Annotated in this window: 13 protein-coding genes and 1 pseudogene; 12 read left to right on the forward strand and 2 right to left on the reverse strand. The window is 63.2% G+C overall.

Annotated elements, in window-relative coordinates:
* Positions 1–118: 118 nt before the first annotated feature.
* The 12 genes and pseudogenes from GGQ62_RS14730 to GGQ62_RS14785 all read left to right on the forward strand — a co-directional run bounded on the left by GGQ62_RS14730 (position 119) and on the right by GGQ62_RS14785 (position 10,583).
* A complete protein-coding gene (locus GGQ62_RS14730) occupies positions 119–304 on the forward strand; it encodes a zinc-finger domain-containing protein (protein WP_152577989.1) in 186 nt (61 codons plus the stop codon).
* A gap of 77 nt (positions 305–381) precedes the next feature.
* A complete protein-coding gene (locus GGQ62_RS14735; protein ID WP_152577988.1) occupies positions 382–1,242 on the forward strand; it encodes a hypothetical protein in 861 nt (286 codons plus the stop codon).
* A gap of 56 nt (positions 1,243–1,298) precedes the next feature.
* Positions 1,299–2,729, forward strand: a complete 1,431-nt coding sequence (gene tldD / locus GGQ62_RS14740; protein WP_152577987.1) for a metalloprotease TldD — start codon at positions 1,299–1,301, stop codon at positions 2,727–2,729.
* A 55-nt stretch (positions 2,730–2,784) separates the two neighbouring features.
* Positions 2,785–3,339: a pyridoxamine 5'-phosphate oxidase family protein gene (locus tag GGQ62_RS14745; RefSeq protein ID WP_152577986.1), complete on the forward strand. Its 555-nt coding sequence runs from the start codon at positions 2,785–2,787 to the stop codon at positions 3,337–3,339.
* Complete coding sequence (locus tag GGQ62_RS14750) at positions 3,339–3,542, forward strand: putative signal transducing protein (RefSeq protein WP_152577985.1); 204 nt, start codon at positions 3,339–3,341, stop codon at positions 3,540–3,542. The genes GGQ62_RS14745 and GGQ62_RS14750 overlap by 1 nt, the downstream gene beginning before the upstream one ends.
* The gene (locus tag GGQ62_RS14755; protein ID WP_152577984.1) at positions 3,539–4,339 is read left to right on the forward strand and encodes a patatin-like phospholipase family protein; all 801 of its coding nucleotides are present in this window, start codon (positions 3,539–3,541) and stop codon (positions 4,337–4,339) included. The genes GGQ62_RS14750 and GGQ62_RS14755 overlap by 4 nt, the downstream gene beginning before the upstream one ends.
* Before the next feature lie 168 nt (positions 4,340–4,507).
* Positions 4,508–4,846 carry a P-II family nitrogen regulator gene (locus GGQ62_RS14760; RefSeq protein ID WP_152577983.1) on the forward strand — a complete coding sequence of 113 codons (339 nt, stop codon included), beginning with the start codon at positions 4,508–4,510 and terminating at the stop codon, positions 4,844–4,846.
* Between the two features lie 32 nt (positions 4,847–4,878).
* Positions 4,879–6,234 (forward strand): ammonium transporter, encoded by a 1,356-nt coding sequence (locus tag GGQ62_RS14765; RefSeq protein ID WP_152577982.1) that lies wholly within the window; start codon positions 4,879–4,881, stop codon positions 6,232–6,234.
* Positions 6,235–6,444: 210 nt separating this feature from the next.
* A pseudogene (locus GGQ62_RS16790) lies at positions 6,445–6,892 on the forward strand (IS110 family transposase); the annotation flags it as partial.
* Positions 6,893–7,725: 833 nt separating this feature from the next.
* Positions 7,726–8,817, forward strand: a complete 1,092-nt coding sequence (gene gmd, locus GGQ62_RS14775) for a GDP-mannose 4,6-dehydratase (RefSeq protein WP_152578270.1) — start codon at positions 7,726–7,728, stop codon at positions 8,815–8,817.
* Positions 8,810–9,745, forward strand: coding sequence for a GDP-L-fucose synthase family protein (locus GGQ62_RS14780; RefSeq protein WP_279379634.1), 936 nt, complete (start codon positions 8,810–8,812; stop codon positions 9,743–9,745). Before gmd ends, GGQ62_RS14780 begins: the two co-directional genes overlap by 8 nt.
* Before the next feature lie 43 nt (positions 9,746–9,788).
* On the forward strand, positions 9,789–10,583 hold the full coding sequence (locus GGQ62_RS14785; protein ID WP_152577981.1) for a glycosyltransferase family 2 protein: 795 nt from the start codon (positions 9,789–9,791) through the stop codon (positions 10,581–10,583).
* Positions 10,584–10,778: 195 nt separating this feature from the next.
* Here the strand turns inward: GGQ62_RS14785 and GGQ62_RS14790 are convergent, their stop codons facing one another.
* Complete coding sequence (locus GGQ62_RS14790; protein WP_152577980.1) at positions 10,779–11,870, reverse strand: glycosyltransferase family 4 protein; 1,092 nt, start codon at positions 11,868–11,870, stop codon at positions 10,779–10,781.
* Between the two features lie 377 nt (positions 11,871–12,247).
* On the reverse strand, positions 12,248–13,204 hold the full coding sequence (locus GGQ62_RS14795) for a GDP-mannose 4,6-dehydratase (protein ID WP_152577979.1): 957 nt from the start codon (positions 13,202–13,204) through the stop codon (positions 12,248–12,250).
* Positions 13,205–13,516 lie beyond the last annotated feature (312 nt).

The raw sequence follows: 13,516 nt of genomic DNA on the forward strand, positions 1-13,516 counted from the left end.
GACGCATCGACATGACCGGCGCGTTACGAAAGGATTGCGGTTCTGCGACAGTTTTGGCGTGGGCGCGAAGGCGCCGTGGTGTCGTGACTTGCTGCATCCGGCTTGTTAAGGAAGGGTCATGGAAACGATTCCGCCGCCCGAGATCTTTGTTGCCGATGCGGCCCGCGTCGTCTGCGACGGTGACGAGCACCGCGGGGATGGCCATCCCCGCGTCTGGCTGCAGATCGGCGCCGAAGGCCATGCCGACTGCGGCTATTGCGACCGCCGTTTCATCCTCGCCGGCGGCCCGGCGGATCGCCGTTAGTGCGGCCATTCGGCCTGCTGGCGGCTTTGTTGCCGGCGTTGACGGCCATCCCGGCGCAGGCCGCGGCAAATCCGCCCATGATCGTCATCAATGTCCTGCCCGGGGGCCAGCCGCACCTTCCGGCGCGGATCAAGGCGATCGACCTCGACACGCGCGTGGCGCTGAGCTTTGACACGGCGCTGGTCCTCAACACGCCGGCCGCGGAGCGCGCCGGGCTGAAGTCCTTTCCGCTCATCGGCAAGGGCAAGTTCGAAAACGCCATGATCCCCGGCGGCGAAGCGCGGTTCCGCTGGAACCTGTTCGGCGTCACCCCCGCCGGCGCGGCCAAGGGGACGGTGCCGGTGGTCTGGGTCGACAAGGCGGTTGCGGCCGATGCCGACGGCGTGCTGCCCGCATCGGTGATCAAGGCCGATCGGATCATCTTCGATTTGGGTCCGCAGGCGCCGGCGGCGAAGGTCCGCACCATCCTGCGCAAGAGCGGCGGCAGCGTGCTGATGAAGACCAGGATCGGCGATGAGACGATCAATGTCGCGCTGGAACTCAACTCGCCCGATACGGTTATGAACGCGCGGGCAGCGGCGGCGCTCGCCGGGGCCGGGCTGGTCAAACGCGCCGGGGACGTCGGCTTCTGGCGGCCGTTTCCCGGCGTGTCGCTGCCGTTCGAGCGGATGGTGCCGACTGCCGGTGCGGCCATTCTCGGCCTGCCGCTGGTGCGACCGGCGGTGCGGATCACCGAGGCGCAGGCCAGGGAGATCGATTCGCGCGCCAGGGCCGGCACCAGCACGGCCAGCGATGACGACGACGCCATTACCGTCACCGCCAGCCGCAAGCGCGGCCGCGACCCCTGGATCCTGATCGGCCGCGATGTGCTGAACCAGTGTTCGCGGATCGTCTTCGATCGGCCCGGCAAGGCGTGGGTGCTGACCTGCGCCTTTTGAGCCGTTGATGTCGCGTACCGGTTTCCATGGCCAGTCCGAGCCCCTATATCGGCCCCATGAGCAGCTTTGACCCCCAGACGATCTTCTATGGCGACAACGGGCTCGACCCCGGCCGCACCGAGCGGCTGGTCGCCGATGCGCTGAACGGCTGCGACGACGGCGAACTCTACCTGCAATATGCAGTGTCGGAGAGCTTTGCTTTCGACGACGGCCGGCTCAAGGCGGCGACCTTCGACACGCAGAAGGGTTTCGGCCTGCGCGGTGTCGCCGGCGAAATGACCGCCTTTGCCCATGCCAATGAATTGTCGGACGCGGCCATCCTGCGTGCTGCCGATACTATCCGCGTCGTGCGCGACGGCCATGGCGGGACGATGGCGCTGGCGCCGCAGCGGACCAATGCCAAACGCTATGGCGACGCCAACCCGCTCGACGGCATCGATTTTTCGAAGAAGGTCGCGCTGATGCAGACCATCGATGCTGCGGCACGGGCGCGTGACCCGCGGGTGGTGCAGGTGTCTGCCAGCCTGATCGGCAGCTGGAGCGTGGTCGAGATCATCCGCGCCGACGGTCACCGCGTCCGCGACGTGCGGCCGCTGGTCCGGCTCAATGTGCAGATCGTTGCCGAAAAGAACGGCCGGCGCGAAACCGGCGTTCATGGCCTTGGCGGACGCTATCTTTACGACAGCCTGTTCGACCCGGCGCAGTGGAACGGCGCCATCGACATTGCGCTGGCCAATGCGCTGGTCAACCTGGACGCGGTGGCGGCGCCGGCGGGCGAAATGACCGTCGTGCTCGGGCCGGGCTGGCCGGGCATCCTCCTCCACGAGGCCATAGGGCACGGGCTGGAAGGCGATTTCAACCGCAAGGGCACCAGCGCCTTTTCGGGCCGGATCGGCGAGCGTGTGGCGGCCAAGGGTGTCACCGTCGTCGATGACGGCAGCATCGACAACCGACGCGGCTCGCTGACCGTCGACGATGAAGGCACGCCGACCGAACGGACCGTGCTGATCGAGGACGGCATCCTGAAAGGCTATATGCAGGACCGGCTCAACGCGCGGCTGATGGGGGTGGCGCCGACGGGCAATGGCCGGCGCGAATCCTTCGCCCATGCGCCGATGGTGCGGATGACCAATACCTTCATGGAAAACGGCACCGAGGACCCCGGCGAAATCCTGCGGTCGGCGAAATCGGGCATCTATGCAAAAAGCTTCGGGGGCGGGCAGGTCGACATCACCAGCGGCAAGTTCGTGTTTTCGTGCACCGAGGCCTATCGCATCGAGAATGGCCGGATCGGCGCGCCGATCAAGGGCGCGACGCTGATCGGCAATGGCCCCGACGCGCTGACGCGGGTGCGGGCGATCGGCAACGACTTCGCGCTCGATGAAGGCGTCGGCATGTGCGGCAAGGGCGGGCAAAGCGTTCCCGCCGGCGTCGGCCAGCCGACCCTGCTGATCGAGGGGCTGACGGTCGGCGGCACGGCCGCATGATCGGCGCGCTTCCCTGAGCGGGGGGAGGCGGCGGACGGAGCAGGAGGGGGGACGGATGAGCGAATTTGCCGAGCGGATCGTCGAGAAGCAGGCGGCCTTCATCGCGCGCCAGCCGGTCTTCTTCGTGGCGACCGCGGCGCCCGACGCGCGCATCAATCTCAGCCCCAAGGGCATGGACACGTTTCGCGTGCTGACACCGAACCGCGTCGCCTGGCTCGATTATGGCGGGTCGGGAAACGAGACCAACGCGCATCTCCTGGCCGATGGCCGCATCACCGTGATGTTCTGCGCATTCGACCGGCCGGCGCTGATCTACCGGCTGTACGGGCGTGCCCGCGCGGTGCTGCCGCAGGATTCCGAGTGGGACGCGCTGTCCGCGCACTTCGCCATCGAACGCGGTGTCCGCCAGATTTTCGACATGGCGGTCGAATCGACACAGGAATCGTGTGGCTGGGCGGTGCCTGAAATGACGCTGAAGGCCGAACGCCAGACGCTGCGCAAATATCATGCGCAGGAAGACCCCGCCGAACGCCTGGTCAAATATGGCGACCGCGACCGCAGCATCGATGGGCTGCCGGTGCGCTCCCCCACCATGCTGCCCTATAACTGATGGCGCTGGTCACGCTGGAAACGCTGTTCGATCCGGTGGTTGCCGAGATCATGCGGATGCGGCTCGAAGCCGGCGGGATCGAGGCGGTGGTCTTCGATGCCGGCATCGCCTCGCTGATCGGGCCGGGATTGTCCGGGGTGCGGCTGATGGTGCTCGACGAGGATGCGGCGGCGGCACGGTCGTTGCTGGCCGCCACCGAATGAAGCTCGCACTGGCGCTGGGCGGCGGAGCCGGGCTCGGCTGGGCGCATATCGGCGTGCTGCACGCGCTGCACGAACGCGGCGTCACCATCGACGCAGTCAGCGGCACGTCGATCGGCGCGCTGGCGGCGGTGTGCCTGGCGGCGGACCGGGTCAATGTGCTGGAAGCGATCGCGCGTTCGGTCAACGCCCGGCAGGTGGTGCGCTTCATCGACATCGACCCGCGCCGGGGATCGATGCTGGGCGGACGGGCGGTGACGCGGCAGCTTCGCGACCATTTCGGCCATGGGCATCTGGAGGACCTGTTTGTCCCCGTGGCGGTGGTCGCCGCCGATCTGGTGACCGGCGACGAGGTGTCGATCACCCGCGGCAGCATTGTCGATGCCGTGCGCGCGTCGATTGCCATTCCGGGAGTGTTTCCGCCGGTGCGCAGCGGCGACATGCTGCTCGTCGATGGCGGCGTCATCACCCCCGTGCCGGTGCGCGCGGTGCGGGCGATCTCGTCGGCACCGGTGCTGGCGATCAACCTGCAAGGCGATTACCGCCGCCGGGCGGAAGCGTGCCTGCCGCCGGGCAAGACCGTGATGACGCCGTTCCGCGTCGGCCGTGCCGGGCTTTCGCTGCTGATGGCGCATGTGGCGCGGCAGAGCCTGGCGATCGACCCGCCCGATCTCGAGATCGCCCCGGCCATCGGCCATATCGACGTGCGCAACTTCACCCGCGGTCATGAACTGATCGAACTCGGCGCTGCGGCGATCGAAGCGAACTGGCCGGCGATCGCGGCGCTGATCGCACGCTGAACCGGGCGGGGCTGCTCAAAAACGCGCCACCGCCGCGACTTTGCCCGACAAATAAGCACAGGGCGCGCCGACTGTGGCCTGTCACACCAGCGTCATGTTGCACCGCAACGGTTGGCACGCTTCGTGCATGGTTAACTTCGGGCGCAAGGGGTGTCGCCGGGAGGGTTCATGAAGCTCGTCATCGCCGTGATCAAGCCGTTCAAGCTCGATGAAGTGCGGGAGGCGCTTTCGGCCGCCGGCGTGCAGGGCATGACGGTGACGGAGGTCAAGGGCTTTGGCCGGCAAAAGGGCCAGACCGAAATCTACCGCGGGGCCGAGTATACGACCAACATGGTTCCCAAGATCAAGATCGAGGTCGCCATCGAGGACAGCCAGGCGTCGCATGTCGTCGAGACGATCCAGCAGGCTGCGCACACCGGGTCGATCGGCGACGGCAAGATTTTCGTCATGGACATCGGCCAGGCGGTGCGCATCCGCACCGGCGAAACCAACGAAACCGCGCTGTAGAAGTGACTTTGGGCATGACCGGAGGGGGACAGATGAAATTTGACTTGAAGTCGCTGGGCCTGGCGCTTGCGGGGGCGGCGCTTGTGGCGGCGGCTCCGGCGCTGGCGCAAGAGGCAGCCGCTGCCGCGCCGGCGCCGGCCCCGGTGCCGAACAAGGGCGATACCGCCTTCATGATGGTGGCGACCGTCCTGGTGCTGCTGATGATCCTGCCCGGCCTGCAGCTGTTCTATGGCGGCCTGACCCGCAGCAAGAACATGCTGTCGACGATGACGCAGATCGGCGCCGCAACCTGCTTCGCGATGCTGATCTGGGTCGTCTACGGCTATTCGATGGCGTTCGGGCCCGACGCGTCGGACGGCCTCAAGCCCTATGTGTCGAGCTTCGACAAGCTGTTCCTCGCCGGTATCACCCCGGATTCGACCGCCGCTACCTTTACCGATGGCGTCGTCATTCCCGAATATGTCTTCGTCGCCTTTCAGATGACCTTTGCCGCGATAACCGTGTCACTGGTGCTGGGATCGGTGGTGGAGCGCATCAAATTTTCTGCGGTGATGGTGTTCACCCTGGTCTGGCTGACGCTCGTCTATTTCCCGATCGCGCACATGGTCTGGGCGGCCGGCGGCCTGTTCTTCGAAATGGGCGCGCTCGATTTCGCTGGTGGTACCGTTGTCCACATCAATGCCGGTGTCTCCGCGCTGGTCGCCGCGCTGATCCTGGGCAAGCGCATCGGCTACCAGAAGGATTCGATGGCGCCGCATTCGCTGACGCTGACCCTGGTCGGCACCGGCCTGCTGTGGGTTGGCTGGTTCGGCTTCAACGCCGGTTCCGCGCTGGAAGCCAATGGTTCGGCAGGTCTCGCGATGATCAACACCTTCGTCGCCACTGCCGCTGCGGCGCTTGCCTGGATGATCACCGAACGCGCTTTCGGCCACAAGCCGTCGTCGCTCGGCCTTGCATCGGGCATCATCGCCGGCCTGGTCGCGGTAACCCCGGCAGCCGGCAACTCGGGCCCCTTCGGCGCCATCTGCCTCGGCATCGTCGCGGCCGTTGTCTGCTACGTTTTCGTCGCGGTGGTGAAGCCCAAGCTCGGCTATGACGACTCGCTCGACGCCTTCGGCATCCATGGCGTGGGCGGCATCGTCGGCGCCATCGGCACCGGCATCGTCTATGCCCCCAGCCTCGGCGGGCCGGGCGGCGCCGACTTCGACATGGGCGCGCAGCTGGGCACCCAGTTCGCCGCCGTCGGCTTCACGATCGGCTGGGCCGCATTGGGCACCGTCGTCGCCATCTACTTTGCCAAGCTGATCACCGGGCTGCGCGTGTCCCCCGAAGTCGAGCGCGAAGGCCTCGACCTCGGCGAACACGGCGAACGCGCCTACAACAATTGATGCCGGTCTGCCGATAACGGCCGCATCTCAACAGGTTCCTCCCCAAGGAAACCGACTGGCCCGGAAGGCAACTTCCGGGCCTTTTTTTCGTGTTTCAGTTTGTTCCGAATACCACTTTAAATCACCAATTTACGTGATGTGGTGGACGGCCCCTGCACCAGCGAGATTGTGCGATGATGTGAGCGTTGAGCCCCGTCCAAGAGTCGATCCATGCAGCAGGATATCGTGACCGTTGGTGTTGATTTGGCGAAGATCGTCTTTCCCGGATACGCAATCGGCGAGGATGGCAAGGTGCTGGTTCGCCGGCAGCTCCGCTGAACCGAGGTGCTAAAGTTTCTCCATTCGTTGCCGCCTTGCCTGGTGAGTAGTGCGGCGTGCGCCTCCGCGCATCATTGGGGCCGGGAGCTTTTGGCGCTCGGGCATGATGTCCGGCTCATGCGGCCTGCCTACGTAAAGCCTTGGTGAAGCGCGGGAAGACCGACGCCGCCGATACGGAACCGTTCTGCGAGGCAGTGACCAGGCCGACGATGCGGTTCGTCGCGGTGAGAGTGTCGACCAGCAAGCGGTATTGATGCTTCACAGGACCCGCTATCTGCTGGTCCGGCAGCGGACCGCGCTGGTCAATGCACTTTGGGCGCATCTCGCGGAGTACGGCATTTTCGTCGGTAAAGACCGTGGCAAGTTAACTGCCCCAACGAAGCTGTTGCAAGCGGAGCAGCAAAAGTGCCTGCTCACGTGAGGTCGGCACTTCACACGATTGGAGCACACCTTCGCTCGCTGGCCAGCGAGATCGAACGGCTCGAGGCGCAGATACTCGCCTGACATCGCGACGACGAGACGAGCCGCCGTAACGCAAGCCAGTGACGATCGCGAGCGTTGGGCTCGCCAACAAGACAGCGCGCATCGCCTGGGCGGTGCTGGCGCGCAAGGATGTCTATGCGGCAGTCGCCGCGTGACCGCCGTCCCATCCGCGCGCTGAGACGAGCGGCAGGATGGTGTAAGGGCAGCTGAGTGGTGATGACAAACCGGTCAGACCGGGGATCGAACAAACCCAGGGGAGCAGAGCGCTTCGAGCGCGATGACGTGATTAGGGATCCGATCCGCGGACTTCATCAGGGCAAGCAGCCATGCGTGCTGCGCAAACGGGCCGAACACATGAATGCACCCGACCGGCGCTCATCGCAGCTCAAAACCTCTTGCACCGCAGGGCCGCCCATACCTGGCTCAGCAACCACATCATCGAACCATCTCGCCGGTGCACGGGCCGTCGATCACATCACGTCACTTGCAGGAGTGGCTCGCTTCATCTGATTCCCGCGAAGGCCGGCCATATAGAGCTATCGAAACAAGCTTGCCGATTTCGCAGAGAAGCCGGTCGGCGGCATATAGACCGCCACGACCTGCACGGACTGGAGCACGTCCAGCCGAAGGGTTCTGGGAGGGGAAGCGGACCGGCTTATTCGGTCATCGACAATCACCCCAGTGGTTGATATGCGCCCGCAAGCCAAATTTTCAGAAAGCGTAGCCTTGCCTAGAACTGCTCTCATTACCGGAGTTACCGGCCAGGATGGTGCCTACCTGTCCCAGCTGCTGCTTAACAAAGGTTACATCGTTCACGGGGTCAAGCGGCGCGCGTCGTTGTTTAATACAAGTCGCATAGACCATCTCTATACTGATCCCCATGAAGGCCCAACGAGGTTCTTTTTACATCACGGCGATCTGACAGATTCAACAAATTTGATACGTCTAGTCCAAGAGACGAAGCCAGACGAAATCTATAATCTTGCTGCACAAAGTCACGTGCAGGTCAGCTTTGAAACGCCTGAATATACCGCAAACGCAGACGGTATCGGTACACTTCGCCTTCTTGAGGCAATTCGAATTCTAGGACGAGAGAAGGCAACCAAATTTTATCAGGCGTCCACTTCTGAATTGTACGGCCTTGTTCAGGCAGTGCCCCAATCGGAAACAACACCGTTTTACCCCCGGTCGCCTTATGCCGCGGCGAAACTCTACGCCTACTGGATCACGGTAAACTATCGTGAAGCGTACGGGATGCACGCCACAAATGGGATATTGTTCAATCACGAAAGCCCACTACGCGGCGAAACTTTTGTTACACGCAAGATAACGCGTGCCGTTGCAGCGATCGAGTTGGGGCTGCAAAAGACGCTCTACCTTGGCAACCTTGATGCCAAGCGTGACTGGGGCCACGCGCGCGATTATGTCGAAGGAATGTGGCGGATCGTTCAACATGAGACCCCGGAAGATTGGGTGCTCGCGACCGGAGTGACAACCACGGTACGGCGATTCGTTGAGCTGGCGTTCAAGGAAATCGGCAGGGAGATCAACTGGTCAGGCGTCGGAGTCGACGAACAGGGACGTTGCGCTCGGTCCGGCGATGTACTTGTTGCCATCGACCCGGTTTATTTCCGTCCGACTGAGGTCGATCTTTTGCTCGGCGATCCGACCAAGGCGCGTACCCTCCTTGGTTGGGAGCACTCAACTTCAATGGAACAGCTTGTCGCCGAGATGGTAGCGTCTGATCGACAGGCTGCCGCGCGGCAGAAAGCCAATGTTTGATCTGGATGGCCGCCGGATATGGGTCGTCGGGCACCGCGGCATGGTCGGCAGCGCCATCGTTCGCCGCCTCGTCCGTGAGCCCGTTGACCTGTTAACGGCGCCGCGGGCAACGCTTGACCTGACCGAGCAGCAGGAAGTGCGCAGCTGGGTAAAGGCGAATCGGCCCGAGGTCGTCGTCCTGGCTGCCGCAAAAGTCGGCGGGATTGCGGCCAATGCCCGATATCCGGTCGATTTCCTTTATGATAACCTCACGATGCAAACCAATGTCATGCGAGCAGCGGCCGACGCCGGGGTACAAAAATTCCTGTTTCTGGGAAGTTCGTGCGTTTATCCCAAGTTCGCCGACCAGCCGATTCACGAATCGGCGCTGCTGACTGGTCCGCTTGAACCGACCAATCAATGGTATGCGGTTGCGAAGATCGCCGGCCTGAAGCTTGCCGAGGCCTATCGCGTCCAGCACGGACTCGACTTCATCAGCGCGATGCCGACAAACCTTTATGGGCCTGGCGACAATTACGACCTTGAATCGAGCCATGTCATCCCGGCGCTGCTGCGCAAGGCAGTCGAGGCCCGCGATGCCGGTGCCGAGACGATGATCGTCTGGGGTAGCGGGACGCCGCGGCGTGAGTTCATGCACGTCGATGACCTCGCCGACGCGCTGGTGTTCGTGCTGCGTCACTATTCAGACGCCGAGCATATCAACATCGGCTCGGGCGTTGATGTTACAATTGCTGAGCTGGCGCAGACGGTTTGCAACGTTGTCGGCTGCAATGCGACCTTGCAATTCGACAGCAGCCGGCCTGACGGCACGCCGCGCAAGCTGATGGATTCTGGCAAGCTATCGCGGCTCGGTTGGTCGTCGCGCATCAGTTTGCGTGACGGGTTGGTGGATGCGCTGCGTCATTTTCACACCGCGGACGCCGCGTGAGCGCGGTCGCGCCTGAGGTCGCCGCGGCAGAGTCGATCGATCGGTGAAGGTCACCGTCATCACCGTCGCCTGGAATGCGGCAGCGACGATTGGCGACACTGTGCGCTCGGTCGCCGCCCAGTCCCATGACGATCTGGAACACCTGATCATTGACGGGGCATCAACCGACGCCACCGCGGCTATTGTCGCCAGCGTAGCGTCGCCCCGAACTCGTTTCATCAGCGCTCCCGATCGCGGCCTCTACGACGCCATGAACAAGGGTATTGCGCAGGCTACAGGTGATCTGATCGGGTTTCTCAATGCCGATGACTTTTTCTGTCGCACCGACAGCGTCGCGCTGCTCGCGACAGCAGCCGGCGAACATGCCGCGGTGTCAGGCGGGGTAGCAATCGTACCGGCCGATAATTGCGATAAGCTCGTGCGGGCCTATCCATCGCAACCGTTCGCACCATGGATGTTGCGATTTGGCCATATGCCCCCGCACCCGGGTTTTTATACCAGCCGCGCCGCTTTCGATCGCGTCGGCGGCTTCGATCCCGCCATCCGTATCGGCGCCGATTTTGAATGGATGGTGCGGTTCTTTGGTGTGCATGGCCTCAAATCGGTGCCCATTCGTGAAACGCTGGTGACGCTGCGTGAAGGCGGGTTGTCGAACAGCGGATTTGCCAGCCGGCGCACGATCAATACCGAGGCGGTAACGTCGCTACGTCGTCACGGCATCGCCACCTCGGCGCCGCTGGTGTGGTCCAAATATGCTGCCAAGGTCCTGCAGTTCGGCATGTCAGCGTATCAATGGCCCGCGCCCGAACTTGTGCAATGGCCGGCAGCTCGAGATTAACAGTAACTAGCGTTAACCGAGGCTCGGTGGCCCTGCGCTTGCGAAAGATCGCGTGCCGTAGCGAAGCCGCGGAGTGTCCCGTCGACATCGGACGGTTGTCTTCGGGGTCCGCCCACGCCTGCGGTTCGCTGCACAAATCGCAGCAAGTCCTTCAAAAGGCCGTCGAGAAAATCCGGCGGCGCGATCAGCGGCAGATTATCGCAGGGAAGAATATAACGCGGCATGCGATGCAGCGGTTTTAGACCAGCTGAATTCAGCAGCGCGCTGCCGACCTGCCCTGCGTCGCTCGTCGGCTACGGCGGAACTTGAGCCGATGCGCGCCATTTCCATGCCCCATTCGTCGGGCATAGCGGGGTTGGCGTAAACCGCAGCACTGCCACCGACTTCGGGTAGCGACGTGAGCGGCGCGGCGATGACCGGGCAGTCATGGATCATTGCTTCGAGCAATGGCAAGCCAAAGCCCTCATAGGCCGATGGATAAAGCAGCGCCGTTGCGCCCTCGTATAGTCCCGCCAACCGGTCGTCGCCGCCGCCAATCTGATGCACTCGGCCGGCGAGGCCAGCAGCGGCAATGGTCGCGAGCTCTGCGTCATCAAAGGCACCGCCGCCGAAACACAGAAGTTCATGGCTGTCGAGCGCCGCGGCGCGAAGCCCGGCCACGGCAACGGCGAAGTTCTTGTAGGTGCCGCGGCGCCCGACGAAGAGGAAATAGGGTCGCTTGCGCAAAGCCGGCAACGGCCGATCGGACAGACGGCGGACGCCAAGCGGAATGACCAGCGATCGCGCCTCCAGCGCTGGCCATTTGTCGAGCATTTCGGCGCGGCTGCTGGCGGATATGCAAACGATTGCATCGGCGCGGCTCAATGCCCGATGCTTGATCCGCGTCTTCAGTGCCGTCAGCCGTGTCGCGCCGGCACCACCGCGTTCGTCCCACATGTCCATAAGTGTCTCGACACGCGAGACATGCCGGTTTGGCACGAGATCTAGCACAGGATAATAGGTACGGTGAACAACCGTCGCGTGCTGCGCGCGCACAGCTTTCACGAACCCGGGTTCGTTGCGTATCGATCCTGAAAGACGCCCGCCGCCAGTGACGGTGTGCGCGGCGAGCAGATGCGCCGCAATTGCCGGATCGTGGCGCGCATTGTCGAGAAGTTCGTTGGTGTAGCGCCCGGCCCATAGCCGCCAGTCGGTAGTGCCGCCTAGCGCGCGCATCAGCTCGATCATGCAGCGCGACACGCCGCCCGCCACCTGAGCAGAAAAAATATCGTGCGAGAACAGGATCATGCAGCGGCTTTCGACTTAGGCGGTGGATCGATGGGCAACGCCGTCGTCGATCGAGGACGAACGATTATGCGCTTGCCCGCCGCCGGGCAAATGGTATCGACGGGTTTCAATAGCGCTGATGTGCCGGCCGCTCGGTTGCTGACTTGGTGCGGTTCAAGACGAATTCAGCGCTCCATGTGGCACAGATAGCTCGAACGTGTGCTGTCTCAGGGCCCAGGATAGAGGCTATGCGACACAGAAAATGACTGATGGCTACGCCGATGGTCGACGTGCTGCAGCCTCGGCAGCTAAACCTTTTTCTGTTCTATTTCAATTCCTTGCAAGGCGATGTCGCGTGTAGCGGGTGGTCTGCCGTTGCCCTTACCGCACATGATCGGTCATTCAACCTCCGCCGCTGCAGTCATGCGGCGCGCAACTTCCGGCATCATTGTCTGGGCACGCCACCCGAGGCGCTCGGCGGCATGACTAGGGTCGGCGGCACTGCGGGCCAGGTCGGTCGGTCGGATAAGGCCGGGATCGGTGCGGACATGATCGCGCCAGTCGAGGCCAACGGAATCGAAGGCGGCAGCAACGAACGCTTCCAGCGAATGCGATTGGCCGGTGGCAACGATATAATCGTCGGGGACATCCTGCTGCAACATTTGCCACATGGCCTCGACAAACTCTGGCGCCCAACCCCAGTCCCGAACGATATCGAGCCGTCCGAGGATCAACGGCGCGCTGTCACCCGTAGCGATCCGGCGCGCCGCCGCGGCGATCTTGCTGGTCACAAAGCGGCGCGGGCGGTGCGGTGACTCATGGTTGAACAAGATGCCAGTGCAGGCAAAGATGCCGTAGGCTTCGCGATAATTGGCCACAAGCAGATGTGCCGACGTTTTGGCGACCCCGTAGGGGCTGCGCGGCCAAAACGGCGTCGCCTCTGTGGCGCGGCACCCATTCAAATCACCGAAGCATTCGCTCGATCCGGCGTGGTACAATTTGATCGCACGTCCCGTGAAGCGGATCGCCTCGAGCAGGTTGAGGGTGCCGAAGACGATGCTTTGAAGCGTTTCGACGGGAAGCTCGAACGATAGCCCCACCGAGCTTTGCCCGGCCAGGGCGTAGATTTCGGTTGCTTCGCTCTGCACCACGGCACCGAGTACGCTGCGAAAATCATCGGGCGCCATGGTTATAACCGTCACGCGGTCCTGGATGCCGAGACGGCGCAGGTTAGAGAAGCCATTGGACTGGGCATCGCGTGAAGTGCCAAAAACCCGATAGCCCTTTTCGAGCAGCAGCGCCGCAAGATAGCCACCATCCTGCCCGCCGATGCCACAAATCAGTGCCGTCTTCATGCTGTTCTCCGGGGATGCCGCCGTGCCTCACCGAGCGAATTCCGCCGCGAGATAGAGGAAGACCGGGTATCGTGTCCCCCGGCGAAGGTCAATTTATGCTGGACAGGGTTTGGGCGACAACCGATCCTATGCAAGCGCAACCTGTCGCTGTCGACCTCGCGGAAGACAACAATTCGATCAGACGATCGAAAGCCGACGATCGACGACTTGGCCCGCGACAGGCCCAGAGCTTTGAAGTTCGATGGGAAGATCGCGGCATGCGACGAATCAAGAGCCTGACGGAGCATTGAAACGGTGGCAGGGTGGATGAAG

This window comes from Polymorphobacter fuscus (genome assembly GCF_011927825.1).
In the GTDB taxonomy this organism is placed as follows: domain Bacteria; phylum Pseudomonadota; class Alphaproteobacteria; order Sphingomonadales; family Sphingomonadaceae; genus Sandarakinorhabdus; species Sandarakinorhabdus fusca.